25 protein-coding genes are annotated in these 26,337 nt (G+C 50.3%); 15 read left to right on the forward strand and 10 right to left on the reverse strand.

Annotated features, from left to right (window positions below; translation table 11 throughout):
* The first annotated feature begins 154 nt into the window (after nucleotides 1-154).
* The gene (locus H583_RS35695) at nucleotides 155-1,894 is read left to right on the forward strand and encodes an ATP-binding protein (protein WP_051237048.1); all 1,740 of its coding nucleotides are present in this window, start codon (nucleotides 155-157) and stop codon (nucleotides 1,892-1,894) included.
* A 56-nt stretch (nucleotides 1,895-1,950) separates the two neighbouring features.
* The gene (locus H583_RS0126165) at nucleotides 1,951-2,982 is read left to right on the forward strand and encodes an FUSC family protein (RefSeq protein WP_028563065.1); all 1,032 of its coding nucleotides are present in this window, start codon (nucleotides 1,951-1,953) and stop codon (nucleotides 2,980-2,982) included.
* A gap of 88 nt (nucleotides 2,983-3,070) precedes the next feature.
* Here the strand turns inward: H583_RS0126165 and H583_RS0126170 are convergent, their stop codons facing one another.
* The 4 genes from H583_RS0126170 to H583_RS0126185 form a co-directional block, all read right to left on the reverse strand.
* A complete protein-coding gene (locus H583_RS0126170; RefSeq protein WP_028563066.1) occupies nucleotides 3,071-3,355 on the reverse strand; it encodes a hypothetical protein in 285 nt (94 codons plus the stop codon).
* A gap of 33 nt (nucleotides 3,356-3,388) precedes the next feature.
* Nucleotides 3,389-3,532 (reverse strand): hypothetical protein, encoded by a 144-nt coding sequence (locus tag H583_RS37270; protein WP_169456518.1) that lies wholly within the window; start codon nucleotides 3,530-3,532, stop codon nucleotides 3,389-3,391.
* Between the two features lie 106 nt (nucleotides 3,533-3,638).
* A complete protein-coding gene (locus H583_RS0126180) occupies nucleotides 3,639-4,241 on the reverse strand; it encodes a TVP38/TMEM64 family protein (protein ID WP_028563067.1) in 603 nt (200 codons plus the stop codon).
* An 18-nt stretch (nucleotides 4,242-4,259) separates the two neighbouring features.
* Nucleotides 4,260-5,456, reverse strand: a complete 1,197-nt coding sequence (locus tag H583_RS0126185; protein ID WP_028563068.1) for an MFS transporter — start codon at nucleotides 5,454-5,456, stop codon at nucleotides 4,260-4,262.
* 323 nt (nucleotides 5,457-5,779) lie between these two features.
* On the opposite strand from H583_RS0126185, the gene H583_RS0126190 reads away from it, so the two are divergent.
* Entirely contained in the window at nucleotides 5,780-6,754 is a 975-nt protein-coding gene (locus H583_RS0126190) for an aldo/keto reductase (protein ID WP_028563069.1), read from the forward strand.
* Nucleotides 6,755-6,879: 125 nt separating this feature from the next.
* Here the strand turns inward: H583_RS0126190 and ilvA are convergent, their stop codons facing one another.
* Together ilvA and hisC are read right to left on the reverse strand one after the other, a co-directional pair.
* On the reverse strand, nucleotides 6,880-8,145 hold the full coding sequence (ilvA, locus tag H583_RS0126195; protein WP_028563070.1) for a threonine ammonia-lyase IlvA: 1,266 nt from the start codon (nucleotides 8,143-8,145) through the stop codon (nucleotides 6,880-6,882).
* 520 nt (nucleotides 8,146-8,665) lie between these two features.
* Nucleotides 8,666-9,739, reverse strand: a complete 1,074-nt coding sequence (gene hisC, locus H583_RS0126205; RefSeq protein WP_028563071.1) for a histidinol-phosphate transaminase — start codon at nucleotides 9,737-9,739, stop codon at nucleotides 8,666-8,668.
* Nucleotides 9,740-9,875: 136 nt separating this feature from the next.
* Here hisC and pdxR point away from each other — a divergent pair, with 136 nt between their 5' ends.
* The 4 genes from pdxR (at nucleotide 9,876) to H583_RS34395 (ending at nucleotide 16,914) form a co-directional block, all read left to right on the forward strand.
* A complete protein-coding gene (gene pdxR, locus H583_RS0126210; RefSeq protein WP_028563072.1) occupies nucleotides 9,876-11,321 on the forward strand; it encodes a MocR-like pyridoxine biosynthesis transcription factor PdxR in 1,446 nt (481 codons plus the stop codon).
* A gap of 185 nt (nucleotides 11,322-11,506) precedes the next feature.
* Nucleotides 11,507-12,169, forward strand: coding sequence for a bifunctional 2-keto-4-hydroxyglutarate aldolase/2-keto-3-deoxy-6-phosphogluconate aldolase (locus H583_RS0126215; RefSeq protein ID WP_028563073.1), 663 nt, complete (start codon nucleotides 11,507-11,509; stop codon nucleotides 12,167-12,169).
* A 235-nt stretch (nucleotides 12,170-12,404) separates the two neighbouring features.
* Nucleotides 12,405-14,555 (forward strand): peptidoglycan D,D-transpeptidase FtsI family protein, encoded by a 2,151-nt coding sequence (locus H583_RS34390; protein WP_051237050.1) that lies wholly within the window; start codon nucleotides 12,405-12,407, stop codon nucleotides 14,553-14,555.
* A 220-nt stretch (nucleotides 14,556-14,775) separates the two neighbouring features.
* Complete coding sequence (locus H583_RS34395) at nucleotides 14,776-16,914, forward strand: peptidoglycan D,D-transpeptidase FtsI family protein (RefSeq protein ID WP_036711151.1); 2,139 nt, start codon at nucleotides 14,776-14,778, stop codon at nucleotides 16,912-16,914.
* 88 nt (nucleotides 16,915-17,002) lie between these two features.
* On the opposite strand, the gene H583_RS0126230 is transcribed toward H583_RS34395, so the two are convergent.
* A complete protein-coding gene (locus H583_RS0126230; RefSeq protein ID WP_028563074.1) occupies nucleotides 17,003-18,364 on the reverse strand; it encodes a TrkH family potassium uptake protein in 1,362 nt (453 codons plus the stop codon).
* 164 nt (nucleotides 18,365-18,528) lie between these two features.
* Here H583_RS0126230 and H583_RS0126235 point away from each other — a divergent pair, with 164 nt between their 5' ends.
* Nucleotides 18,529-18,777: a DUF7667 family protein gene (locus H583_RS0126235; RefSeq protein WP_028563075.1), complete on the forward strand. Its 249-nt coding sequence runs from the start codon at nucleotides 18,529-18,531 to the stop codon at nucleotides 18,775-18,777.
* A 134-nt stretch (nucleotides 18,778-18,911) separates the two neighbouring features.
* Here H583_RS0126235 and H583_RS0126240 read toward each other — a convergent pair whose 3' ends face one another.
* On the reverse strand, nucleotides 18,912-19,100 hold the full coding sequence (locus H583_RS0126240; protein WP_028563076.1) for a hypothetical protein: 189 nt from the start codon (nucleotides 19,098-19,100) through the stop codon (nucleotides 18,912-18,914).
* A gap of 135 nt (nucleotides 19,101-19,235) precedes the next feature.
* Here H583_RS0126240 and H583_RS0126245 point away from each other — a divergent pair, with 135 nt between their 5' ends.
* The 5 genes from H583_RS0126245 (at nucleotide 19,236) to H583_RS0126265 (ending at nucleotide 23,597) form a co-directional block, all read left to right on the forward strand.
* Nucleotides 19,236-20,039 (forward strand): hypothetical protein, encoded by an 804-nt coding sequence (locus tag H583_RS0126245; protein ID WP_051237051.1) that lies wholly within the window; start codon nucleotides 19,236-19,238, stop codon nucleotides 20,037-20,039.
* Nucleotides 20,040-20,750: a hypothetical protein gene (locus H583_RS0126250; RefSeq protein ID WP_028563078.1), complete on the forward strand. Its 711-nt coding sequence runs from the start codon at nucleotides 20,040-20,042 to the stop codon at nucleotides 20,748-20,750. It begins immediately after the preceding gene.
* A 117-nt stretch (nucleotides 20,751-20,867) separates the two neighbouring features.
* Nucleotides 20,868-21,311: a flavodoxin gene (locus H583_RS0126255; protein ID WP_028563079.1), complete on the forward strand. Its 444-nt coding sequence runs from the start codon at nucleotides 20,868-20,870 to the stop codon at nucleotides 21,309-21,311.
* A gap of 12 nt (nucleotides 21,312-21,323) precedes the next feature.
* Nucleotides 21,324-21,503 carry a hypothetical protein gene (locus H583_RS0126260; protein WP_028563080.1) on the forward strand — a complete coding sequence of 60 codons (180 nt, stop codon included), beginning with the start codon at nucleotides 21,324-21,326 and terminating at the stop codon, nucleotides 21,501-21,503.
* 159 nt (nucleotides 21,504-21,662) lie between these two features.
* Nucleotides 21,663-23,597 (forward strand): ABC-F family ATP-binding cassette domain-containing protein, encoded by a 1,935-nt coding sequence (locus H583_RS0126265; RefSeq protein WP_028563081.1) that lies wholly within the window; start codon nucleotides 21,663-21,665, stop codon nucleotides 23,595-23,597.
* Between the two features lie 182 nt (nucleotides 23,598-23,779).
* On the opposite strand, the gene H583_RS0126270 is transcribed toward H583_RS0126265, so the two are convergent.
* Together H583_RS0126270 and H583_RS0126275 are read right to left on the reverse strand one after the other, a co-directional pair.
* Nucleotides 23,780-24,223: a Dps family protein gene (locus H583_RS0126270; protein WP_028563082.1), complete on the reverse strand. Its 444-nt coding sequence runs from the start codon at nucleotides 24,221-24,223 to the stop codon at nucleotides 23,780-23,782.
* 182 nt (nucleotides 24,224-24,405) lie between these two features.
* Entirely contained in the window at nucleotides 24,406-24,801 is a 396-nt protein-coding gene (locus tag H583_RS0126275; protein ID WP_028563083.1) for a secondary thiamine-phosphate synthase enzyme YjbQ, read from the reverse strand.
* A 282-nt stretch (nucleotides 24,802-25,083) separates the two neighbouring features.
* Between H583_RS0126275 and H583_RS0126280 the strand changes: the two genes are divergently transcribed.
* Both H583_RS0126280 and copZ read left to right on the forward strand, forming a co-directional pair.
* Nucleotides 25,084-25,389: a metal-sensitive transcriptional regulator gene (locus H583_RS0126280; protein WP_154666013.1), complete on the forward strand. Its 306-nt coding sequence runs from the start codon at nucleotides 25,084-25,086 to the stop codon at nucleotides 25,387-25,389.
* A gap of 252 nt (nucleotides 25,390-25,641) precedes the next feature.
* Nucleotides 25,642-25,842 (forward strand): copper chaperone CopZ, encoded by a 201-nt coding sequence (gene copZ / locus H583_RS0126285; protein WP_028563085.1) that lies wholly within the window; start codon nucleotides 25,642-25,644, stop codon nucleotides 25,840-25,842.
* Nucleotides 25,843-26,337 lie beyond the last annotated feature (495 nt).

The following is a 26,337-nucleotide window of genomic DNA, read 5'->3' on the forward strand; positions in this document are numbered from 1 at the left end:
GTACACCGCTATACATAAGGGAAGGCAAGTGCTCAGGTATGCGTAAAAATGTCATATGACTTTTTTCGCCAATAATCGGATGAAAAAAAGGGTTTTATGGAAAATTTGTCGAAATTCAAACCCATTCCGATATGTGAGGTGGTAGATAAGGGGAATGGGGAACTACTTCAACAATGGCGGCCTTTTCTTCACCATGTTAACCTTGACGATTAGCGCATTGGCGTCCTTTACAATGTTCCAGCTCATCGGAAATTTATCCCGTTCAAATGGCAGCGGAAAGCTCCAATGGATGTTTGGGGGATCTGCGATCTTCGGACTGGGACTGGCTGTCGTCAATTTCCTGGTGCTGCTGGCTTCCGATACGATGATCATTATTGACCGCCGCATGCTGCTGCTTCTGTTAATCGGCATAGGTATGACTTTTGTTTCCCTGGTTATATATTTGAGCAGCCGGTCGATGGTATTCCGGATTGCCTCAAGCGGCTTGCTGCTGGCAGCAGCCAACTGCTCTATGTTCTACTACAGTGTCATGATTGCGCCGCTGGATCGGTTTGCGACGGATGACGTGCTCGTCATTTTGTCGTTTTTGTTGAGCTGGGGGACGGCATGCTGTGCCTTTTACTGGTATGAACGGCGCAGCAGCAGAGAGCTGCTCACCAGCAGCCTGCTGCTCGGAACATCAGTCATGATCGTGCAGGGGCTGGGGCTGGAGGCGATTACGGTCGAATATACACAAATTATGACCGCAGACCGATTGAATGAAAATATGATGCTGCTCTCAGCCATGATGGGTGTGGCAACGCTGCTTGTCATCGCTTTTAGCCTGATGATTGGCTATGCCAACCGGAGGCTGGGACAGGCGGATGAGAAGTACAAGCTGCTGGTGGAAAATTCAATGGATACTATCGCCATCTTCAGTGAAGGCGAATGGGAATATGTCAATCAGTCCGGTGTCCGGATGTTTGAGGCAAGCCACCAGGAGGAGTTGCTGAACCGCTCGATTTTTGATTTCCTTCATCCCAAGCACCATGCAGCGGTAAGGCACAGGCTGGAGGAAGCGCGTACAGACGGCTCTCACGGGCCAGTCGAACAGGAATGGTATACGATGAAGGGCAAGCTGATTCATACCGAGGTTGTGGAGACACCCACGATGCTTTCGGGCAAATTTGCCCTGCAAATTATTATCCGGGATATTTCCGAGCGGAAGAAAAATGAGGAACTGCTGATCAATTCGGAGAAGCTGTATGTCGCCGGACAACTGGCAGCGGGAATTGCACATGAAATACGCAACCCGCTCACCTCGCTTAAAGGCTTCCTCCAGCTTATTATGTCCGGCAAAGATACGAACCCGCACATCCAGGAGATTATGAAGTCGGAGCTGAACCGGATCGAGTCCATTGTCAGCGAGATGCTCATGCTGTCCAAGCCGCAAGTATACGAGCTGAGCCGCAGGAATATCAGCCAGATCATGAGGGACACGATTACATTGCTGGAAGCGCAGGCGATCCTCTATGATATTGAGCTGGAGGCCGAATATGATGAGGAGGCACTGTGGATCTACGGCGTGGAAAATCAGATCAAGCAGGTATTCATTAATGTGCTCAAAAATGCCATTGAAGCCATGATGGACGGCGGCAAAATCAATATCAGGTGTTTTCTGGAGGCTGGTGAGGTCAAAGTGCAGATCCGGGATCAGGGGCCGGGCATTAACAAGGAAATGCTATCCAAGATGGGGCAGCCTTTTTATACGACCAAAGACAAAGGCACCGGGCTGGGCCTGATGGTCAGCTACAAAATTGTGGACAACCATCAGGGACGCATTGAAGCCGACAGTGAAATCGGAATCGGAACGACATTGCTCATTGCGCTTCCTTACGCACAGGAGGAAATGTAAGCCTCAAATGAGTTATAATAAGAGCCAGGAGAGATTAACAGGAGGTTAAAAATTGTATGACAATCGGAGCCCGAGTGCTAAAAACCGGACTGGCGGTTGCCCTGGCGATATTTGTAAGCGAACTGCTCGGCTTCAGTTCTCCGCTTATTGCAGCGGTGGCGGCAATCTTTACGATTCAGCCGTCTATATATCGGTCATGGAAACAAATACTTGATCAGCTTCAAGCCAATCTGATTGGCGCAGCTATTGCGCTCACAGCCGTCTATTTAATAGGCAGTACGGCAATTGCCGTCGGGCTTGTATGTATTCTGGTCATTATTATTACGATTCGTCTCAAAATGGAAAGCGCCATCGGCTTGACGCTGGTGACAGTCGTAGCCGTCATGGAGGCTCATTCCGGCGGATGGTGGTATGCCATTCTCCGGCTTGCGATGGTGCTTACAGGAATGGGGGCGGCCTTTGCAGTCAATGTGCTGCTGTTTCCGCCGCGGCCAAGACGGCAATTCAACGAGCAGGTGCATGAAGCCTTTAATCGAATGTCCCTTTTGCTTCGGACAGCGATCTCCAATGAGATGAAGGAGCAGGTGTACAGTAAGGAAAAGGAGAAGCTTCATACGACACTGCGCAAGCTGGAAGAACGGTACAGGCTGTTTGAGGAGGAGCGCGCAGTGACCGCAAGCAGCAAGCAGAGCCGGGGCAGGCAGCTGCTTGTATCCAAGCAAATGATCAAGTCTCTGCAAAAGGGAATGGATTTGCTGGATGTGGTAGAGGAACATTATTTCGGGGCTCCGGGTGCGGAGGAATGGGCGGCCCGCTTTGACCGACAGATTGAAGCGTGGACGAAATACCATGAGCAAATCCTGCTTAAGGCTGAAGGCAAAATGAAATCAGGGATGACCATTTTGCCGGATGAACAGGAGGATGACAGCTTCCGTTCCGAGCTGCTTTGCTTTATACACAATCAGCCGGACGGGCGCAAGCCCTTTGTATTTGTCGGCGCATCGCTGATGGAATATGCGTATCATCTGCGCAGGCTGGATAAGCTGATTGAGCAGGTTAATCAGCGTGCAATGCCAGAAGAAGACTAGTTCTTCAAAAACCAACTGTTCGAGAGCAGCTTCTTCTATATAAGCAAACCCCGGAACTGCGGTAAGCGCGGTTCCGGGGTTCTTTGCCTTATCTGTCGCCCCGTTTCAGATGACGGCGCGGATGTGTAATTTTGAATTCCTTCTCGGAATCCTTTTTTGGCACAAGCCGCGGGTCCGTTTCCCCGTCATGATGGTTATCGAAATGATATTGGGTCAGTTTCCACTCTGTTGAGCCCATAATCAGATCGGCAGGGAAGGTATCGCCACGGTTCAATTCCTGCTCGCGTCCAGCTTCATTTTCATAGACACCGTCAACCTCGACTTTTTCTCCTGTGACCGGCTCCATATCATAATGATTTACTTTCCTGCTCATGATAGCCTCCTTGTGGGTAGAATGAAGTCAGCTTTATAAGCCATGCTTGGGGACAGCAGCACGGTCAGCCTCAGATTGCAGACGGTTGGCCTCTTCCTTGCTGACCTTGTTGCGGTCTGCGAGGGACTGGGCTTTACTGGCGGCTTGCTGTTTATGGGATGGAAACGTGCCTGACATGCCAATCTCCTCCTTATCATGGGCATATGCTTATTAATAAGTTGCCTCAATAGCGTTCCACGAGGCAAAGCAACCTATGTACGGGAAGCAGTGGCAGCATCAGCAGTCAGGTTTGAAACCGTGTCTCCAGCCGTTTGCCGAGCAGCCACATCAGGACCAGGCCGGTAACAGCGAGTGCAATCCGCCATGGCGCATCGAATACATTGGAAATATTAAAGCTCAGCAAGGAAACAGTAGTAATCATGACACCTTTGCCCATTAGTATGGCCGTTACAAACGTGCGAAACGGGACTTTTGTCAGCCCGGATGCGATATTAATAAGGACAGAAGGAGAGAAAGGGAAGCAGGCGAGAATGAAAATGGGTGTAAAGCCGCGTTTTTCAATCCAGTTAAAAAATTTCGCACTGGCCGGGAATTTGCGCTGCAGCCAGCCCTTAAAGCCGCCGCCCAGCTTGCGGGAAAGCCAGAACACCAGAATACAGCCGCAGCACACACCGGCCCATGAATATAGAATGCCAAGACCGAGTCCATAAATATTCGCGTTCGCCGCAATAATAAGCAGCAGCGGCAGGAAAGGCAGCAAGGACTCCAGAAAAGGTGCTGCGATGCCTGGAATCGGCCCGAGCGCTGAAAAGCTTTCCAGATATTGTTGAAGCTGCTCCGGCCTCATTTGCTGGACTTGGTCGATCCACTCTTTAATTTGACTCACGCATACCTAACTCCATTCCTACCTAGAATTTTGTTCTTGATGGCCCTCGAAGGCCCGGAAAGGGAACCATAAATAAAACAGTCCGATAATACCGAACAAGATGGCGCTAATCATGACCACGGATGTTTCTCCATTGGCTGATGCCAGCATGCCGCCCAGAACAGGGCCTATCATAACGCCAATGCCTTCAATGGTGGAGAAAACACCCCACCCGAGTCCCTGCTGGGAAGGAGGCACATAGGACGCCAGCAGCGCGTTCCAGGCAGGAAGCAGCGCCGCATAGGATAGCCCCAATATGGCTGCAAGTACGATACATTCCCAAATCGGCGGCTTCCAGGTCAGCATGTAGACCGTGATGGCAAATAGTGAAAACCCGAGCACCAAAAACCACTTTTTGCCGCCAAGCTTGTCAGCAAGTTTCCCCATCGGCATGAGCCCGAGGACGGTGCACAGCCCGCCGGCCATCAAAATAAAAGAATACTGGGTATTCGTAATCCCGAGCTGCTTGTTGGCGAAGCTTGGCAAAATCGGTACCAGCATACTGGCTCCGGTCGTCTGCAGGATCATTCCCGGCAGCAGCAGCTTCATTTGTTTAAGTTTTTCCTTCAAGATCACAACCTGTTCCTTGAACGGAATCTGCTGGACCTTGCGCAAAGTCTTGTTGCTGATCATGAGTGCCAGCAGCCATGCCAGCAGAGAAAGGCCGGCCAGCAGATAAAAAGTAAAGGCCGGACTGAAATCGAGCAACATATTGCATACGACAGGTCCTGCACCGAGTCCGATAAACCATAGCGTGTATAAATAGCCCATTTGCGTGGCGCGATGTTCCTCCGTCACTTTGGTCAGGCAGACAATCCACACCGGCGAGATGCCAATTCCGTAAATGGCCGAGGCTGCGATGAACAGGAAAGGAAGCCCCGCGAAACCGAGAATAATGACGCCGGCCAGACAAATGAGCAGTCCCAGATGGACCACGAACCGGACGGAGAACCGATCGAGCAGGTAGCCGATCATTAGCTTGAGACCCGTATCCGTCAAATAGTGCGCCGTAATCGCAATCCCGATAATATCCAGCGATAATCCGAGCTGCTTGGCCCCATAGATGGGCAGAAAGCTGATCAGCATGGCCCCGCGGACAAATTCGACGAGCAGCACAATAGCCGAGAGCAGCAGCATTTCAGGACCAAACCAGCTGTTGCGGTTTAATTTTAGCATGAGTAGAGAACTCCTTTGCTCTGGGGAGCTAATCGTTTTTTGTACATAGCCGGGACCCATAAAAATAAAAACGTATCCCTTTTCTTATTAGTTTCACCATTATTAACAATTTTTAAAGAATGCCTTATCCGGAATTCTGCCATAAATCATGAATTAGCCGGAGGCGGGTCAAGCTTTTCTCTATTTAATAGAGTATAATGGAATAACATGGATGGTGAAAAGAGGCTGGACAAGCTGTGAAGCTCTGTATCGGTATATTGCGCCTTTCTATGTAAACCCTTTTTTGAATTTGAATTTCAAAAGCAAAGGAGTAGAGGATGACCATGCAATATACTACATTAGGCCGTTCGGGCTTAAAGGTAAGCCGTCTTTGTTTGGGTACGATGAATTTTGGAGTTGATACATCAGAAGAGGATGCTTTCCGCATTATGGATGCGGCGCTTGACGCGGGCATTAATTTTTTTGATACTGCGAATATATATGGCTGGGGCGATAATGCCGGGAAGACGGAGAAAATTATTGGCCGCTGGTTCAAGCAAGGGGGAGGCCGCCGCGCCAAGACGGTGCTTGCAACCAAGTTCTACGGGGATATGAATGACAAGGATGACGGCCCGAACAGCGGTCCGGGATTATCAGCTTACAAACTGCGCCGCCATCTGGAAGACTCATTGAAGCGGCTGAAAACCGATCATATTGAGCTTTACCAGATGCATCACGTCGACCGCAGCGTGAATTGGAATGAACTGTGGGGCGCCTTCGAGATCGCGGCTGCACAGGGGAAAATCGGCTATGTCGGCTCCAGCAACTTTGCAGGCTGGGACTTGGCGGTTGCCCAGGGTGAAGCGAAGTCGCGCGGGAATCTTGGCCTCGTATCCGAGCAGCACAAGTATAATCTGCTGTGCAGATTGCCTGAGCTGGAGGTGCTCCCGGCTGCGGAAAACCTCGGTATCGGCATTATTCCATGGAGTCCGCTCGACGGGGGATTGCTGGCAGGCAACCATCGCGGCGGCGGAGGCCGGAGAAGCGGCGATGCCAATCGTCTTGAAAAGCATGCCGCACAGCTCGAAGCGTTCAGCAAGCTGTGTGACGAGCTGGGTGAGCGTGAAGATACAGTAGCGCTGGCATGGCTGTTGGCAAATCCGGCTGTGACCGCACCAATTATTGGTGCACGCACGCTGGAGCAATTTGAGCGTTCGCTCAAAGCGGTAGAGCTCAAGCTGGATGAACACACCCTGAAGCGTCTGGATGAAATTTTTCCGGGTCCCGGCGGTGCTGCGCCTAACGCATACGCATGGTAAGGTTGCGTTACAATATATAAAAGAAACCGTTTCTCGTCATTTGGCAGCAGCTTTATGCTTCCAAATATATCGGGTAACGGTTTCTTTTTTAGTTTGAGGGTTGTATTGCTTCCCGCCTGCCCGAATTAAATCAGCAGATTGAACAGCAGCGGATCTTTATTTAGCTCGATGTAATGCAAGCCCTTGGCATTCATGCGGGCAATCAGCGGCTCGTAGTCGCATTTTTGTTTCAATTCAATGCCGACAAGCGCCGGACCGTTATCCTTGTTCGTTTTCTTCGTATATTCAAACCGGGCAATATCATCATCCGGTCCAAGTACATCATCCAGAAATTCCCTCAAAGCCCCTGCACGCTGCGGGAAGTTCACCATAAAGTAATGCTTGAGCCCTTCATGAACCATGGAGCGTTCTTTGATCTCCTGCATCCGGTCGACATCATTATTGCCGCCGCTGATGACACAGACCACGGTTTTGCCTGCAATTTGATCACGGTACTGCTCCAATCCGGCTATTGCAGTAGCTCCGGCAGGCTCTGCGACAATCGCATTTTCATTGTACAGGTCAAGCATTACGGTGCAGATTCTGCCCTCTGCAACATCAATGACATCACTAAGGCTGCTGTTGCAAAGGTCAAAGGTCAAATCGCCCACACGCTTGACTGCCGCCCCGTCTACAAACTTATCAATCTCTGCAAGCGGAGTTACTACTCCGGCAGCCCGGGATGCTTTCATGGAAGGCGCCCCTTCAGGCTCAACACCGATTAATTGAACTTCAGGCTTCACCATTTTCACATACGAGCCGATACCTGCTGCCAGACCGCCGCCACCGACGGTTACAAAGATATAGTCCGGCGTCTCTTCCGACTGCTCCAGGATTTCCATCCCGATGGTACCATTACCGGCGATAATCTTCGGGTCATCAAACGGATGAATGAACGGCATCTGTTCCCGCTCACTGGCAGCAATTGCCTCGGCATAGGCATCATCAAAGGTGTCTCCTACCAGAATGACTTCAACCATATCTCCGCCGAAAAATCTCACCTGATGAACCTTTTGCCGCGGTGTTGTGCTAGGCATATAGATTTTGCCGGGAACGCCAAGCGTTTGACAGGAATAAGCCACGCCCTGCGCATGGTTGCCGGCACTGGCACAGACAACGCCTTTCAGCTCTTGAGAGGCCAACAGGGATTTCATTAGGTAATAGGCGCCACGGATTTTGAAGGAGCGGACAATCTGAAGATCCTCGCGCTTGAGCAGCACGCGGCAGCCATAGCGTTCAGACAGGACTCTGCTATGCTGAAGCGGGGTGCGGATAATGACATCTTTTAATAAATGCTGGGCGAATACGATTTCTTCCAGCGTCACTTTTGGTTGTGTATACGGTTGATCCATGAAGATTTCCTCCTGCCATATAAAAATAAAAAATCCCGTCCCTCTTAAGGGACGAGATTGAATGCTCGCGTTACCACCCTGGTTCCACCACAGTCCCAGACAGTATGCCGGGGCCGCTTCGGCTCTTTAGCACGTACATGCATACGTGCTCCTGCTAACGGTGGAGGTCCGTCCGCGGCTTACTTCCAGAGAATGCACAGCAGCGCTGCAAGCAACGATTTGCTTTCCTCAGTTTCAGTACGGATTCTCAGGGAGGATATTCATCTGCCTGCAACCGCCGGGTTTCAGCTTGACCGGCTCTCTGTGGATTGCATGGGGGCATGACGTTTTTTGTTCCCGTCAATGAATGTAGTGATTTACACCTTTTATACTCCTGTCCGGCGTAAAAGTCAACTCTTTTATTGAGAACCATACTCATTTAGAAGAAAAGCTATAGTCATGAAATCATGTGAAGACGATTTATATGACGGCAAAAAAGGGAGGCTTCATGATCCAATCCAGCTCACCCTGAAGTGAGGCTTTATTCCTTATGATTGAGTATAGCTTTTAATTGTGTGATTACACGATCCATTTGCTCGTTGGTGCCGATTGAAATCCGCAGTTTATCCCGGAGCCGGTCGGCATTGAAATAGCGGACATATATTTCTTGCTCCATGAGCCGCTCTGTCCATTCAAAGGCAGTTAACCGGCTGTCTGCAGGAGGCGTACACAGGACAAAATTGGTCTGTGACGGGAAGACTGTAAAGCCAAGTTCCGCAAGCTGCCTGCTGAATGCATCTCTCGTTTGGCGAACAGCAGCCGCACTGCTCTTCATATATTGCTGATCCTTCAATGCAGCCAGTGCTAAACGCTGGGTAAGTGTATTCAAATGATAGCTGTTGCGCCCCTTGTCGAACGCTGAAATAAGGGAGCTGTTGCCGAGTACATAGCCAACACGGCCGCCGCATAGCGCATACGCTTTGGAGAAGGTCCGCATCACAAGCAAATTGGGCAATTCACGGATGAGCGGAATGACAGACTCATCGGTTTCTACGAATTCCATATAGGCTTCATCTACCACAACAAGCCCGTCAAACCCTCTGGCAAGCCGCTCTACCTCGGATGCAGGCAGCAGCAGGCCGGTAGGGGCGTTGGGATTGACCAGTACGATGGCGTCAGCATTACAAGCCAGCAACTGATCGATATCGATAGAGAAGTCTTCTGCCGTCGGCATCCGGATCACTTCCGACTGGAAGCTTGCAGCTACATTCTCATACAAGGCAAAGGAAGGGTATGGAATGGCAACACGGCGCTGCTCGCCGATCAAGGTTCTGAACAAGAGGCCAATCAGCTCACTGGAGCCGTTGCCGCAAAAGACCTGGCTGCTCTCAACCTCGTACAGATCGGCCAATGCCTGTCTTAGCTCTGTACATTGCGGGTCCGGGTAGCAGTGCAGGATGTCGGCGGGTGTATGCTGCAAGGCAGCAAGGACTTCTGGCGAAGGCGGATAAGGACTTTCGTTCAGGTGGATACGGATGGCCCGTTCATGATCCTTAGGCATTGCGCCGGATTTATAGGGCTCAAGCTTGTCTATATGAGGCAGTACATAGTTCATAGCAATTCCTCCTTCTGAAATAAGGTGATAGCGGCCGGCTGGCCTCAATGTTAAGATAAATACTAACGGATAATTGACATTATTAAAATATACAGAAATGCAATAAATCAAATGACAGATAAAGAGGGGATTACAAATGCTCGAGATTACACCTTCCCTGCAAGAGAACGGGGCAGAGCCGTTATTTATGCAGCTGTACCGCTATCTGCGGGAAGAATTGCTCAAGGGCAATATCCCGTCCGGCACAAGGCTGCCCTCCATACGAACGCTGGCCGGGCATTTGCAGCTAAGCCGGACACCGGTCGCTCTGGCATATGAGCAGCTGCTTGCAGAAGGATTTATCGAAAGCAGGCCGCGCAGCGGCTATTTTGCGGCTGTACTGAAGACCAACGGTACCGGAACTGACGCTGGCAGAGGGGCTGCGCCCGCACTGTCAACGCTTCCGCCGAGAGCGTATCATGCGCCTCACCATGAACAGCCGGCCTTTGATTTTGGGTATGGCAGCGTAGATATCGGGCAGTTCCCGATTACGAAATGGAGAAGATGGATGAACCGCTGCATCCAGCAGGAGGGCGGCCGTCTGCTGCTCTACGGTGAGCTCCAGGGAGAGGAGGAGCTGAGGGAAGAGATTGCCGCTTATCTGCATCAAACCCGCGGCGTCCGCTGTCTCCCCGAGCAAATTATTGTTGGCGCGGGGACGTATCATTCTCTTGATCTGCTGTTCCAGCTGCTGGCGGAAGACGTGAACCGGATGGCGGCGGAGGAAGCGGTCAATGACGGGGTGAAGGCGTTGCTTGGACGATTCCGCTACCCGTGCATTCCGCTGCGGCTGGAGAAGGATGGTGTCAGTATTGAAGATGTCAAGCAAAGCGGTGCGCAGGCAGTATATGTGACCCCTTCGCATCAGTTTCCATTCGGCATGACCCTGTCAGCAGGCAAAAGAATGGAGCTGCTGCAGTGGGCGCAGCAGACAGGCGGGTATATCATTGAAAATGATTATGACGGGGAATTCCGCTATGGAGGCCGTCCAATCCCTTCTCTGCAAAGTATGGATGAGCATGGGCGGGTGATTTATATCGGCACCTTCTCGAAAATATTGACACCTTCCTTGCGGATCAGCTATATGGTGCTCCCGTTTCCGCTGCTCCAGCGGTTTCACAGCCCAGGCCATACCTATGACCAGTTGGCATCGCCGATTTTCCAGCATACGCTGTATCACTTTATGAAATCAGGGGAGCTGTCCCGCCACATCCGCAAAATGCGGACGCTGTACCAGCACAAGCAGCAGGCTTTGCTTGGACATATTCGCAGGCTGATGGGAGACCAGGCGGAAATCATCGGGGCAGGTTCAGGACTGCATATTCTGCTTCGTCTGTCTCCGGAACGTGAAGAGGAGGAGATGATCCGCTCAGCCGGGCTGGCAGGGGTAAGGGTCTACCCCATCTCGGTCTATGCGCTTGATCCGGCGCATGCTCCGTCTTCTACGGTTATGCTTGGCTATGGAGGCTTGTCCGCACAGCAGATTGAAGCTGGCATTGAGCGGCTGGCTGCTGCATGGTTTGGACAGAAACCGGAGGGCTGATTCCTGATCTTTTCATCAGGAGCCGGCCTTGGATTTGGCTTCAAAATTGACTGTGACTAGCGGCAGCATGGTCATATTGTATCTGGTTTGTCTGCTGCGTCCAGTGAGCTGATTTCTCTTCCCTTCAAAGGTGGTCTGGGCTATAATCAGGTCATGTCCACGCACATCATGGGGGAGGATTAACGATGAAGAAATTAAGACTCGTTCAACAGATTGTGAATGAAGGCGTCGTCGCGGTGCTTCGGGGGGAAACCTGGGAAGAGGTTGTAGAAATGGCCGAGCAGGCGATTGCCGGAGGCATCAAAGTCATCGAAATTACAATGACAGTTCCTTTTGCACTCAAGGCGATTGAGCAGCTGGCTGCCAAATATTCCAGCACCTCGAGTGATCCGTCGGCCTATGCAATTATCGGGGTAGGTACAGTGCTTGACGCAGAGACGGCCCGTGCCGCCATCCTTAGCGGAGCAGAGTTCGTCGTAGGCCCGTCGCTGAATCCGGCTACTGTCACACTTTGTAACCGCTATCGTATTCCCGTAATGCCCGGTGTCATGACGATCAAGGAAATACAGGAGGCGCTTGAACTGGGCGTTGATATTATCAAGCTTTTCCCGGGCAATCTGTATTCCCCGGCTATGATCAAGGCCATTAAAGGGCCAGTTCCGCAGGCGAATATTATGCCTACCGGTGGCGTCTCGCTGGATAATCTGGGGGAATGGATCAAGGCTGGAGCTGTGGCAGTCGGGATCGGCTCCGATTTGACAGCCGCTGCAGTCAAGCAGGGAGACTACTCGCTGATTGCGGATCGTGCCGCCCAATATATTGCAGCTTACAAGGCCGCCAAGAACTAGCAGGCCAAGGGCAGCTCAACTGGAATTTAGAAATTATGCAAGCAGGCAGGGACAACCATTGTCCTGGCCTGCTTTTGTTTTTATAAACTTAATGGGCCACAATCTGCCGAAGCAGTTCCAAAGTCATGCTTCTCAAACAGGATTGGATGTCGGGATCATTTTATTTTATAATAAGAGAGATCGGTTATTTATGAATTGAACGACTTGTTTTATGGCAAGAGAGGGGCTTTCAAGCATGCAGCCAATACGCTCTGAGGAGCAAAAGAAACGTGATACCGCCAATAGGCGCAGCTTTTCCTTCCGGTTGAATATCTTCTTTTTTCTGACCTTTTTTGTATTTTCCGTTCTGATTATACGTCTGGCTGTCCTACAATTTGTAGAGGGCCCGGAGCTAAGGGAGAAAGTGGCCAGCATCGGGACACGCTATGTGAAAATACCGCCGATACGCGGGAATATCTATGATCTCAAAGGAGAGCCGATTGCATATTCTACGTCTACTCAATCCCTTTACTATACGATCCAGCCGAATACCAAAGAGTCGGATGCCAAAGAGCTTGCGGAGCATTTGGCCGATGCTTTCGAGAAGTTTGGGGACAAGACTGACGCCCCGCCGCTGACCGCAGACAAAATCTTTGAGATGATGGACATCAAAGGCAGGCTGAGCTATGTGTTTGAGCCTCGTAGAATCAAGGCCGGCATTAATGAGAAGGAAATTGCCTACTTCATGGAGAACAACGACCATTATGTCGGTGTTGATATTATTGAGGAAAGCATCCGGCATTACGATAAGGACACTGTCGCTGTTCAATTGGTCGGCTACATGAAAGGCTTTAACTCTTTGTATCAGGATGAGAACGGCCTGCGCAAATATCAGGAGATCAAACAGGACAACGCCAATCGTGATCCCGTGGACCAGTATCTGGACAAAGAAAAAGTCGGATATGACGGCTTGGAACTGATGTATCAGGATGAGCTGAGAGGGAAGAACGGGGTAAAAAAATATCCGGTAGACAGCATGAGCCGCATTATCGGGCCAATGGAGCTGACTGTGCCGGAGAAGGGCAACAACCTGTACCTGACTATCGACAAGAATGTGCAGCTTCGGGCTGAGGAGGCCATCACGAATCATTTGGAGAAAATTCGCAACTCCTCCAACCCGAGAGAGCGGGCGAAATATGCAAGAACCGGTTATGCTGTAGCCATGGAAGTCAAGACGGGCAAGGTTGTGGCGATGGCGAGCATGCCGGATTATGATCCGAATGTATGGCAGGGGCCGATCAACCAGGAAACGTCCAAATACTTGCAGTATTTCATCAATAACGGAACCATTCGTACCTCGATGCCTTATTATGAAGATCCCAAGGAAGGCATGAATCATCCATCCTCACTGGTCTATCTGGGTTCTACCCAAAAGCCGCTGACAGTATTGCTGGGCTTGAACGAGAAGCTGTTTACACCGCAGACGACCTACCTTGACCGCGGTGCCTTCTACTTCGGCCGGGAAGGACATAAGACGAGCGTATCGAATGCGAGCAATGTTGCCAATGGAGCAATCCAGCCGTGGAAAGCGATCGCCAAGTCCTCGAATGCCTTTATGGCCGAGATGATCGGCAATAAGCTATTCACTTCGAAGCCGGGCAATGAGGGCCTGGAAATTTGGGACCGCTATATGGAAGAGTTCGGTCTTGGCGTGCTTACCGGCAGCGGACTGCCGAATGAATCCAAGGGTGTCAAAGACTACTTCAGCGAATCGAGCGGAAGCGCCCAGGCGGCTCTCGTGTTCGCTTCCTTTGGCCAGCAGGGACGCTACACAGCGTTGCAGTTGGCTCAGTATACGACAATGCTCGCTAACCATGGCAAGCGGCTGAAGCCGCAATTTGTGAATGAAATCCGCGATGCCAAGGGCAATCTGGTCCAGGGATACAAACCGGAAGTGCTGAACCAGGTGGATTTTCCGTCAGCTTACTGGGATGTTGTTGAGAGAGGGATGTCTCAAGTGTCCGTGCAGGGATTTGAAGGTTTCCCTTACAGCTTTAACCGGAAGACGGGAACGTCGCAGCAGGATGTCGGCAAGCGCAAGCGCGTGGAAAACGCGGTATTTATCGCATATGCGCCGGCCAATGATCCGGTGCTGGCTGTAGCGGTTGTCGTGCCGGACGGCGGCTATGGCGGCTGGGGGGCTGCGCCGATTGCCCGCAAAATTTTCGACGCCTATGACGATGAGATCGGATTGACCGGGACACCGAAAAATCCGACCAAAAGGGAAGAGGAGAGCGGGGGCAATACGGCTAATGCGCAAAACCAGCAGGTGAATAACGGGACCGCGAATGAAAATAATACGGCTGCCGGAGGAAATAACGGGGGCAATGCAGCAACAGGCCAATAACATCCTGATGCCGAGCCCATCAGCGGGCGCGTCTATGCCAGTCATGGACGCGTTTTTTTTTATACAACTAAACGCAGCTCTTCTTTCTCGAAATTGTATTACATTTCTTGTACACCGAAATCATAAAATCTGACAGACAGAGTCGATTTGTTTTATAATAGATAATAACATTCATATTTTGGTGTATAATGGTTCATTTGTATTCAAGGGAGGGAAACCATTGCAGTTTCTACGCTCAGAGGAGCAACAAAAACGCGACCTGAAAAACAGAAGGAGCTTTTCCTTCCGTTTAAATATATTCTTTTTTATCACCTTTTGCGTCTTTTCGGTATTGGTTCTCCGGCTTGCCGTATTGCAATTTGTAGAGGGGCCGGAGTTAAGAGAGAAGGTCTTCCGGTCGGGAACCCGGAATGTGAAAATTCCGCCGATCCGCGGAAATATCTATGATGTCAACGGGGAGGCGATTGCTTATTCGACCTCGACCCAGTCGCTCTATTACACGCTTCAGCCCGGTGTAAAGGAGGCAGATGCCAAAGCCATGGCAGAGCGTCTTGCCGAATCATTTGAGAGGCTCGGGGATAAGACGGATACAGATACAGAGATACTGACTCCCGAAAAGATTTTTGAGTTGATGGATATTACGGGCAGACTTACCTTTGTATTTGAACCGCGGCGGATTAAAGCGGGCATTAACCAGCAAGAAATCGCCTACTTTATGGAGAATAACGATAATTATGCAGGTGTAGAGATTATCGAAGAGAGCCTCCGCCATTATAGTCAGGATACGATAGCGGTTCAACTGGTCGGGTATATGAAGGGGTACAATGCACTCTATCAGGAAGAGAACGGGCTTAGGAAATACCAGGAGATTAACCGGGATAATTCCCAGCGCGACCCCGCTGACCAGTATTTGGACAGAGAACGGGTTGGCTACGACGGCCTGGAGCTGATGTATCAGGACGATCTGAGAGGCAAGAACGGGGTCAAAAAGTATCCGGTAGACAGCATGAGCCGCATTATCGGGCCGATGGAGCTGACTGTTCCGGAGAAGGGCAACAACCTGTACCTGACCATTGATAAAAATGTGCAGATCCGGACAGAGGATGCCATCATGGCGCATCTGGAGAAGATTCGCAATTCGTCCAACCGGATGGAGCGGGCCAAATATGCAAGAACAGCTTATGCGGTAGCGATGGAGGTCAAAACGGGCAAGGTTGTCGCCATGGCAAGCATGCCGGATTATGATCCGAATGTATGGCAGGGGCCGATTAGCCGGGAAACGTCCCAGTACTTGCAATATTTTATTAATAACGGGACGATTCGCACCTCAATGCCGTATTATGAGGACCCGGAAGAGGTGAAGAATCATCCCTCCTCCCTTGTGTATCTTGGCTCTACCCAGAAGCCGTTATCGGTGCTGGTAGGCTTGAAAGAAAATCTGTTTACAGCCCAGACCGTTTATAATGACCGGGGGGCTTTCTACTTCGGGCGTGAAGGCCATAAGACGAGAGTCTCAAATGCAAGCAATGCGGTGAACGGACCCATAAGAGCTTCACAGGCGATTACCAAGTCCTCCAATGCTTTTATGACCGAGATGATTGGCAACAGGCTGTATATGCGATCCGGCAGCGAAGGGCTTGAAATCTGGGATCGCTATATGGAAGAGTTCGGACTTGGCGTGCTGACAGGAAGCGGACTGCCCAATGAGTCCAGAGGAATTAAAGATTACTTCAGCAAAACTGCCGGTAGCTCCCAGGCGGCTCTTGTGTACGCCTCCTTCGGGCAGCAAGGTCGCTACACAGCACTGCAATTGGCCCAATTTACAGCCATGCTGGCCAATCGCGGCAAACGGATGAAGCCGCAATTTGTCAACGAAATCCGCGATGCCAGGGGGAATCTGGTCCAAGGCTTCAAGCCGGAGGTGTTGAACGAAGCTGACATTCCGACAGCTTACTGGCAGGTTATCGAGCAAGGGATGTCTCAGGTTAGAGTGCAGGGATTTGAAGGCTTCCCGTATAGCTTCAACCGGAAGACGGGAACGTCGCAGCAGGATGTCCGTCACCGGAAGCGGGTGGAAAACGCGGTATTCATCGCTTATGCGCCTGCTAACGATCCGGTGCTGGCCGTTTCTGTTGTCGTGCCGGATGGCGGCTATGGCGGCTGGGGTGCCGCTCCGATTGCCCGTCATATTTTCGACGCTTATGATGATGAGGTTGGATTGACGGGAACACCGAAGAACCCGACGAAAAAGCAGGATGTAGAACCTGATAAACCGGACCATGCGGAAGGTCAGCAGGGGAACGGCGAGACCGGGAATACGGCTGGCACTCCTGCAGGAAACAACACAGAGGGACGCTGACGAAAATTGTTCTTGTAATCCCTGTCCATGTAAATAAACCCTCCGTTGGCAGCCATGAGACATGGTTGCCAACGGAGGGTTTTGCTTGTTACCCGATAATAATATCCTCTTTTGGATAGTGGAAGTTCTGTTTGCGCTTGTTGGTGCGGAAGATGAACAGCAGGGACAGTACGCCGATCCGTCCGATGAACATGATGATCATGAGCACCCATTTGCCTTCTGATGACAGCTCCCCCGTAATGCCCATCGACAGACCGCTTGTCCCGAATGCAGAGCAAATCTCGAATATGATCGAGATGAGCGGCAGATGTGAATGCTCCGTATAGGAGAGCAGCACCGTGCTCACGATCACAATCATCGTCGCGGCTGTAAAGACGACGAAGCTCTTGATAATATCTTCCTGCTTGACCGTTCTCCGGAACACTCTCACCTCGCTGCGACCCGCCGCGTAATTGACCAGTGTAAGCAGAATGACAGCAAAGGTTGTGGTTCGGATACCGCCCCCCACACTGGATGGGCTTGCTCCGATAAACATCAGCGTTGCGAGCAGCATCTGCGTCGGGTTGCTGAAATCATTAAGATCCATCGTGTAGAAGCCCGCACTGCGGGTGGATACGGAATTGAATAGTGAATAAAACAGCTTCTCATGCCAGTTGAGGGATGCGAAATATAAATTTTTCTCCAGCAGCCAAATTCCAGCAGCTCCGCCCACGATCAGAGCCAGGAACATAATGCCGGTTATTTTGGTGTACAAGGAGAAGCGGTAATTGTTCTTCTTATTCTTAATGTATTGATAAAGCTCAATCAGCACCGGAAACCCGATGGCGCCCAGCAGTACCAGCAGCATGGTAACGATTTGCACCATATAGTCGCTCGCAAAAGTGGCCAGCGAATCTCCGTAAATATCGAAGCCGGCATTAGTGAAGGCTGAGATGGAATGAAAGACGCTGTGCACAAAACTTGTCAACCAGTCGTCATACACCCCGGCCAGCTTGAAATACACGGTCAGTATAAGCGCGCCTACGGACTCGATAATCAAGGTGAGAATAAATACAAGCTTTAGCAGCTGTACAAGTCCGGACAGGTTATTACGGTTCTGATCTACCATAATCAGTTTGCGGTAAGACAGGCTAATATTCCGGCCCAGGATCATCCACAGGAACACGCCGAGCGTCATTATGCCGATTCCCCCGATTTGAAACATGCACAGCAAGGCGATCTTGCCGAACTCACTAAAGGTTTCCCCGGTATTGACGACCGTCAATCCGGTTACACTTACTGCGCTTGTTGCTGTGAACAGCGCATCCATCCAGGAGAGGCTTGCGCCTGTTTGCCAGCTGATTGGAAGCCTCAGAATGATGGTCGACAAAATGACTGCTGCCAGGTAACCAAGCACAATAAATTGGGTGGGCGTGATCCGGTTGGAATAGGTTTTGAGCCTGAATTTCATTTCGAAAAGGTGCCTCCATCTTGTTTGAGCTAATAGCCAACAACTAAAGTGGCCAGGATTTGATGTTATCATACCTGATTTAAGGAAAAGAATCCATGAACAGGCCGAAAAGCTGTTACATCTAGATACTTTTGGTAATACTATGAATGAAAGGGGGGAGCAAGGTGGCTATATTGCCGATTCACGAACGTCTTGCCGAATTGTGGACCTTGAAGAGCACACGGGAGCTGACTGATCAGGAGAGAATGGATATGGAGCACTGTATGGCAGTGAATGCCTCGTATTGCCGGGAGCTGGCTCATCTTCGAAATATATCATTACTGGCATCCATGACAGGAGACAGCGAGTGGCAGCATGAAATCTGTTCGCAAATTGAGAAGCTGATCGGAGCACCGCCCACAACTCTCCGCTAAAATTTCATACTGCCCCATATATCTCTGGCTCCGGAACTTGGCTTCGTGCAGTTCCGGTTTTTGATATGTTGCCATGCAGTAGGCGGCATATGGCCGCTTGTCCGTTCCTTCATCCGGCGCATGCTGGTTAAGCGTCACGATTGTTCCCTGGCCAGGCTTGTCCCCGATTTTCCTGTCATAAACCCCAATACGATCCAGATACTCTCTGACAGCTTCTCCGCTTGTAATTTGCTAGCTTCAAACACATCAGCCAATCTTGCTACTCCAAGTTCAGTAATATCGATGCCGGTCTGTGCATATGCCAGTAATGGATAGGTGCTCAAGCTGCTTGATCACTTTATTGTTAAGGTTACAGCATGAAAAACAATGGCAGATTCATACGGATAAATAAAAGTTGACACTGATAATCATTATCATTTAAAATGAAAACCATGACTGAGTTGGGAGGAGGGGCGATTTTGTCAGAAGACACGCCTACTCATAAGGATTGGTACTTATTTCATTTTTCCTCTGTGAAAGTATTTGGAGAGGATGCATTGATCGCCGCACCGATGGGCCAGGGTGTGATGCGAAAATATAAATCAGGCAATTGGGAGAGTGTAGACGCCGGTCTGCCTCCGGAAACCCATGTGAACCGTCTGTACGTACAGGATGAACATTTATTTGCATGTACAAATAATGGCCTGTTTTATTTTTTTGAGGAGCAGTGGGAGCCGTCGACATTGTCCATCGGCTGTTACCAGTACAGACAAATCGGAAAGACCTCATTAGCAGCTACGCAATATGGATTATGGAGCGGGATGCGGGATCATTGGCATAATCTGGCCTACCCGAATTCAATCGTTTATGATTTTTTGTATTTGCCTCAATTCATTGTACTTGGAATGGAGCAAGGAATTGCTATATATGACCGTCTGGCAGATTCATGGATGGATCTCAAACTAGGTGCAGCTGTGACCTCTCTTGCGGTGTTTAATGGCCGGATTATCGGTGTAACGGACAAAGGGGATTTCGTCCAGGGCAATGGGCGTGGAGGGTTTGAAACCTTCAAATTCTCAAATATGTTCCTATTCTCTGTAGTGACAAAAGGGAAAAATGTGTTTCTATGTTGTGACAGGGGGCTGTATCGGCTTACGGTCATACATAACCGGATATCTTTGATATCTGTGAAACTGGGCTGTCCCGTTACGGATATAGACGCGGATGCGGACAGCTTGTATCTGGCTACCCTGTTTCAGGGTGTTCAGATGGTAGGCCAGTGAATGATGGAAGGCGAAATGATGATGAAGCCGATTCTGGATTATAAGCTCGAGGAACTGCTCCGCTGCAAATGCGGGCAGAGGGACAGGAACAAGCGGCCGCAGCTTGACTGGCGGCAGTTGTCCCAATATGCTCTTAGCCATGCGATCAAAGAGTATTTCATGCTTCCTCAGGCTGCCCGGACACCCTTAGCTATTCCATCTCTTCTGGAGCGGAGATGGACGAATCGTGAAAGTGCGTTTGAATCAAGAGCGCATTATTCCAGCGTGCAGACACGGCTTGCAGGAGAGCTTTCGATGCTGCTGCAGGAGCATGATGAAGCAGAGCCGCTGCTGCTGTTCGAGCAGTGGGAAACATTCCAGCCGGATCTGGGCCGGAAGCTGTCGATGATTTTTCAGCTGGTAACAGGCGTACATAACGGGCTCGGTGGAGCAGAGGCAGGTTATGTGGTTCATAAATATGTGGTCAATGATAACGAGGAATTAATGAATGCCTTCTGTCATTACGCCGCGGTATTTTGCAGCAGTGCCTTCTCCTCCTTGCCTGTGAGGATTGAAATTCATTCCCTGCTGACGGGGAAGACGAAGCGGATGTTTCCTGTACAGGCTTCACTGGCGCAGTCCATAGACTATTTGCGTCTTATGCTTAGTCTTTATCCGGATGAGGATAAGCACGCTAGCGGCTGCCACGGGGAATCGCAATTTGTAATGTGAAATGTTAAGATCAGCGTTGCGGGATGGCAACATTTTATTTTTTAGTCGATATTGAGAATCATTATTATTTAAAATAGATGGCACTAGCCTTTGATAAGAAGAGATGGAGGGAGACATTTGTCTACAATTATTGTTGTGTTTGCCAGTATGTCAGGCAATACCGAGGAGATGGCAGATGCTATTACGGCAGGGATTCGAGAAGCGGGGATTGAGCCGGTAGTGAAGGAAGTCATGGACACGAATGCAAGCGAGCTTGAGGCGTATGACGGAATTATACTTGGCGCTTATACGTGGGGAGACGGGGAGCTTCCGGATGAATTTCTGGATTTCTATGAGGAAATGGATGAAATCAATCTGGAAGAACGGAAAATCGCCGTGTTCGGTTCCGGCGATTCTTCATACCCTATCTTTGGGGCTGCGGTCGATATCCTTTCTGCGAAATTGGAGGAGCGCGGCGGCAAGAAGGTGCTGGACGGACTCAAGATTGAGTTGAACCCTTCTGCAGATGAAAAGCAGGACTGTATCCAGTATGGCAAGAGCTTCGTTGAATCACTAGCTTAAGGCGGTGTTGATGTGGGGATGCTGTATGAGATTATTACACGTGCAATAGATCGGGAGGAGCCGGACAGCACGGACGGCTCGCAAGAAGCGGATCTGATGCTCAAGGCCAGCCATCTGGAGGCTGAGCGGAAGCTGCGTGCGTTCTACGCCCAGGAGGAAGCAATGTCTTATGCGAACAAAGAGCGGCAATAAAGGGGGATTTCCGGTTTCGCAGCCGGGAATCCTTCTTTTATTTCGATAGGCAGATCTGGAGAACGTTCCACTTCGGCGCTGAGGCCGATTGTATGCTACAATAAGGCTAACGAAATTATGGGTGTGTTTTTACAAGCCAGCGAAGGGATATAAGAGCCAATGAATTTGCTGTCAGTTGAAAATGTAACGAAAACTTACGGGGAAAAAGTATTGTTTCAGGATGTGACGTTCGGCTTGGAGGAAGGCGACAAGATGGGTATTATCGGGGTTAACGGAACCGGTAAATCCACTTTCCTGAAGGTAGTGGCCGGACTGGAGCCGCCGGATAGCGGCCGGGTAGCAACCGGTAATCGGGTGCGTATTCAGATGCTGTCACAGAGTCCGGTATTTGACCCGGAAATGACGGTGATGGAGCATCTCTATCAGGGAAGCTCCGAGGAGATGACAACGCTCAGAGCCTATCAGGAGGCATTGACGGCGCTGGAACTAAGACCGGTCGATAGCGCCATGCAGGAACGGCTTGTCCGGGCCAATGCCAGAATGGATGAGCTGGGAGCCTGGCAGCTTGAGAGCGATGCGAAGACCGCGCTGACAAAGCTCGGCATTACGGGTTTTGATGCGAAGCTTGGCACGCTGTCAGGCGGGCAGCGCAAGCGTGTGGCGATGGCTGCGGCGCTGATCCAGCCGTCCGATGTGCTCATTCTGGATGAGCCGACCAACCATATTGACAATGAATCCGTCGCCTGGTTGGAAGGCATGCTTCAAAAGCGCAAGGGTGCGCTTCTAATGATTACGCATGACCGTTACTTCCTTGACCGGGTCAGCAACCGGGTAATGGAGCTGGACCGCGGACAGGCATATTTTTACACGGCGAATTACAGCCGGTTTTTGGAGTTGAAGCTGGAGCGTGAGGAACGCGAAGCGGCATCAGAGGCCAAACGGCAAAATTTGCTCCGTAATGAGCTGGCCTGGATCAGGCGTGGCGCCAAGGCCCGTACAACCAAGCAAAAAGCGCGCATCGACCGGTTCGAGCAGCTTAAGGACGCGGCACCAGAACGCAGCGGAGGCAAGCTGGAAGTATCCGTGGCATCCCAGCGGCTGGGCAAAAAAATCCTTGAGATTGAGCATATTCATAAAGCTTACGGCGATAAAACATTGATTGGGGATTTCAGCTACATTGCCGTGCCTGGCGACAGGCTGGGTATTGTGGGACGCAACGGCAGCGGCAAATCCACCCTTCTGAAGATGATCGCGGGCAAGCTGGAGCCGGATTCAGGAACGGTAGTGCTTGGGCCGACTGTTAAGCTCGGATGGTTCTCACAGGAGCATGAGGAAATGGACGAGCAGCTTCGCGTCATCGAATATATCCGTGAAGGGGCAGAGCAGGTGCGGACGGCTGAGGGAGAGTTGATCTCGGCGGGTCAAATGCTGGAGCGGTTCCTGTTCTCATCCGTCATGCAGTGGACTCCAATTGCCAAACTTTCAGGCGGTGAAAGGCGACGCCTCCAGCTGCTGCGCGTGCTCATGCAGGCTCCGAATGTGCTGCTGCTCGACGAGCCGACCAATGATCTGGATATTGCGACGCTGACGGTGCTTGAGGATTACCTTGACGAGTTCCCCGGTGTCGTCATCATCGTCTCTCACGACCGCTATTTCCTGGACCGGACAGCCGAGCGGATTGCGGCCTTCGAAGGGAATCGGGAGGTCAAACTTTATGTCGGCAATTATACCGATTATCAGGAGCAGTCTGCTGCCAGCCAGCAAGCTTCCCAATCCAAGGGAACGCAGGATGGGAGCCGCAGCGCTTCGTCGGCCACCGTCTCCTCTTCACAGCAAGGCGGACAGAAGGAGAAGGCGCTGCGCATGAGCTACAAAGACCAGAAGGACTTTGAGCAGATTGATGAATGGATTGCCGGTACCGAAAGCGAACTGGCAGTAATTTCCGGACAGATGGAGGCAGCAGGCAGTGATTCCGTCCGCCTCCAGGAGCTGGTTCAGAAGCAGAACGGACTGGAAGCGAAGCTGGATGAACTGTTGGAGAGATGGACTTATTTGAACGAACTGGCGGAGCAGATTGCCAGCCAGAAGAAATAAAACCAGAAACCCCTCCGGACTGGAAAAGGAGCTCCTTTCCAGTCCGGAGGGGTTTCTTTTATAGGGCGGCCTGTATCAGGCAAAACGATGAAGGTGACGGAAATTACGTCTGGGAGACAGCAGGCCTATGTGATAAGGGCCAGTAAATTGCTACAGGCAAAGCCCTTTTTAATCGTTAAATGTTATCTGCCATTGAAGGCTTTGAGCATCCAGACGTGTTTTTCCAGTCCGGTGTGGATTGCCAGCAGCAGATCGGCTGTGGTTTCATCATTTTGACCCTGTGCTGCAGCCATTCCTTCCTTCAGTTCAGCAATCAATACACTGTAATCGGCAATCAGGGTATCGACCATTTGCTCAGCAGTTTCGCCGTCTTTGGCTTCTTGTACACTGGCTGCCTCCAAATATTCACTCATGCGGGCAAGCGGCTTGCCTTGCAGTGCCAACAGTCGTTCTGCGAGCTCGTCAACATGAAGTGCAGCTTCCTCATACAGCTCCTGGAATTTGGCATGCAAGGTGAAAAATTGTGGTCCGCTCACGTACCAATGGTAATGGTGGAGCTTGACATACAGGACACTCCAGCTGGCAATTTGACGGTTCAGAATTTGGTGTATAGTTTGGTTACTCATCGTATAACCCTCCTCAATGATTTGGTGTAATTACTTAAATGAATTAATTCCTTTTTTATAATTATTATAAATAAGAAAGACTTTGTCAAGCATGAAATATTTATTTTCTTCGATTTGAACGCCAACAGCGGCTGTCTCTGTCCGGTTACAGAAACAGCCGCTGCTGGCGCGCGGAGTTGGGTCTATTGAAGTTTAATATGAAATTCTCTTGTGCGCGGGCCGTCAAACTCGCAGAGATAAATGCCCTGCCATCGTCCGAGCAGCAACTTGCCTTCGTGAATAATGACAGTCTGGGAACTGCCGGTCGTGATCGCCTTCAAATGGGAGGCGGTGTTGCCTTCAGCGTGACGATATTTCGGATGCTCCCACGGGAACACTTCATCAAGCCGCATGAGCACATCATGCTTCACATCAGGATCGGCATTTTCCTGAATCGTAATTCCTGCTGTCGTATGCGGACAATAAATAACAGCAAGACCTTCCCGGATACCTGAAGCCAGAACGGCGGAGCGAACCTGGCGGGTAATATCGATCATTTCATCCCGTCGTGAGGTGCGCAATTTTTCGGTATATAGCATGATGTACTTCCTCCTGGATATGAGAATTTTTTCGGTTTAGCTGCTGGTTGCATTGTAACAATTCAGAAAATAAAACGCCACTTTTTGCCGGAAAGCCTTGCGCACAATACAACTTGCATACAGGGAGGGGGTATGCTATTATGAATACATAAAGACGCTGAGGAAGCTGAGGATAATGCTGCGGCAGGTTATAGACAGCTTTTTATTCGCAGGAAAGGGGATGTGAGGCGCATGGATAACAAGTTAACTCCGCTGTCTGCGACAGATCATCAGGTAAGTGATATGCATTGTGAGGTCAATGAAGGCAGTGAGCGCAAAAGTCACCATTCTGAGAAGTTTCAGGCTAGTCTTATAGCCCGTCTAAATCGGATTGAAGGCCAAGTCCGCGGGATAAAAGGCATGATTGAGCGTCAAACCTACTGTGATGATGTATTGAACCAGATCGCAGCTGTACAGTCCGCACTTAACGGTGTAGGCAAGCTGCTTCTTGAGGGACATATGAAGAGCTGTGTGGTTGAACGGATCGAGGAAGGCGACCAGGATGTGCTCGACGAACTGCTCAAGACGATTAACAAGCTGATTAAGTAAGTCGTGAGAGAGATGAGCCGAACCAAACCTTCCGTTGCCAGTGCAAGCGAATGGAGCTTGTCCATGCTGAGGGGGATTGATGTTGCAAGACATCAGCCGTCTCCATTCTTTTTTATACATTACGAGGGTATAGTAAGGTGATAGGCGCAGAATCCATTCAGGAAGTTTCCGATAGCAGACTAGGTTGTTTCCGGGGCATTACAACCCCTATCAGTCATATAACTAATAATTAATTTAAAGGAGCGGATTCGGATGAAAGAAGTTACATTGCAGGTTACCGGCATGTCTTGCGGCCATTGTGTAAAAGCTGTTGAGGGCGCACTGAAGCCTTTGGGCGTTCAGGGAGAAGTTGATTTGGCGGGAAATAGTGTCAAAGTGTCTTTTGATGAAAGCCAAGTCAGCCTCGACCAGATCAAGACTGCTATTGAAGACCAAGGCTATGATGTAGCCTAATCTGGATATAATTTGAGTGCCATAGCCCTTTGGGTTGTGGCGCTTTTTTCTTTCATTCTCCTTTGGCAACGGGTTTTGGACAGGCGGGATGGGGAATTCCTGACACTGGTAGCGCAACTTCAATATGTTGATATAGGAATTAAGCATGTAAATTATTCACGTGGTGTAGATTGAGCGTTAATACAGTTAGCAGCTCAAAGCATATTGTGTATCTTCAATTTAGAAGGACAAAGCGGTTAAAAATCTTTTATGCAAAAGACTTTTAACCGCTTTGATTTGTTCAATCGTATGCCCTGTATTTTCAATTCCTTATTCTGCAAAAGATGAGGCTGGTAATCATTAATCCGGTGAAATATTTACGTGCTGTATGATTGCTGCTTGTTGTTTGAATAGTTATTAAAGGCTGACTTCTTGCCCGTTAGAATCCGCATAGCCCCGGAAGGGAGTTCCCGGCCCTGGAAACGGCCCCGGCGGGAAAGGTCCCGGCCCTGGAAA

Source organism: Paenibacillus pinihumi DSM 23905 = JCM 16419 (genome assembly GCF_000422505.1).
GTDB lineage: Bacteria > Bacillota > Bacilli > Paenibacillales > Paenibacillaceae > Paenibacillus_D > Paenibacillus_D pinihumi.

Bases quoted from the DNA above. Each gene is read 5' to 3' on its own strand.
- H583_RS0126190 (WP_028563069.1), top strand. From the start codon at position 5,780: ATGCAATATACTACATTAGGCCGTTCGGGCTTAAAGGTAAGCCGTCTT.
- pdxR (WP_028563072.1), top strand. From the start codon at position 9,876: ATGCTCGAGATTACACCTTCCCTGCAAGAGAACGGGGCAGAGCCGTTA.
- H583_RS0126270 (WP_028563082.1), bottom strand. From the start codon at position 24,223: ATGAGTAACCAAACTATACACCAAATTCTGAACCGTCAAATTGCCAGC.
- H583_RS0126280 (WP_154666013.1), top strand. From the start codon at position 25,084: ATGCATTGTGAGGTCAATGAAGGCAGTGAGCGCAAAAGTCACCATTCT.
- H583_RS0126275 (WP_028563083.1), bottom strand. From the start codon at position 24,801: ATGCTATATACCGAAAAATTGCGCACCTCACGACGGGATGAAATGATC.
- H583_RS0126185 (WP_028563068.1), bottom strand. From the start codon at position 5,456: ATGCTAAAATTAAACCGCAACAGCTGGTTTGGTCCTGAAATGCTGCTG.
- H583_RS0126170 (WP_028563066.1), bottom strand. From the start codon at position 3,355: ATGAGCAGGAAAGTAAATCATTATGATATGGAGCCGGTCACAGGAGAA.
- H583_RS0126165 (WP_028563065.1), top strand. From the start codon at position 1,951: ATGACAATCGGAGCCCGAGTGCTAAAAACCGGACTGGCGGTTGCCCTG.
- H583_RS37270 (WP_169456518.1), bottom strand. From the start codon at position 3,532: ATGTCAGGCACGTTTCCATCCCATAAACAGCAAGCCGCCAGTAAAGCC.
- H583_RS34390 (WP_051237050.1), top strand. From the start codon at position 12,405: ATGCAGCCAATACGCTCTGAGGAGCAAAAGAAACGTGATACCGCCAAT.
- ilvA (WP_028563070.1), bottom strand. From the start codon at position 8,145: ATGGATCAACCGTATACACAACCAAAAGTGACGCTGGAAGAAATCGTA.
- copZ (WP_028563085.1), top strand. From the start codon at position 25,642: ATGAAAGAAGTTACATTGCAGGTTACCGGCATGTCTTGCGGCCATTGT.
- H583_RS0126265 (WP_028563081.1), top strand. From the start codon at position 21,663: ATGAATTTGCTGTCAGTTGAAAATGTAACGAAAACTTACGGGGAAAAA.
- H583_RS0126250 (WP_028563078.1), top strand. From the start codon at position 20,040: ATGATGGAAGGCGAAATGATGATGAAGCCGATTCTGGATTATAAGCTC.
- H583_RS35695 (WP_051237048.1), top strand. From the start codon at position 155: ATGGGGAACTACTTCAACAATGGCGGCCTTTTCTTCACCATGTTAACC.
- hisC (WP_028563071.1), bottom strand. From the start codon at position 9,739: ATGAACTATGTACTGCCTCATATAGACAAGCTTGAGCCCTATAAATCC.
- H583_RS0126215 (WP_028563073.1), top strand. From the start codon at position 11,507: ATGAAGAAATTAAGACTCGTTCAACAGATTGTGAATGAAGGCGTCGTC.
- H583_RS0126230 (WP_028563074.1), bottom strand. From the start codon at position 18,364: ATGAAATTCAGGCTCAAAACCTATTCCAACCGGATCACGCCCACCCAA.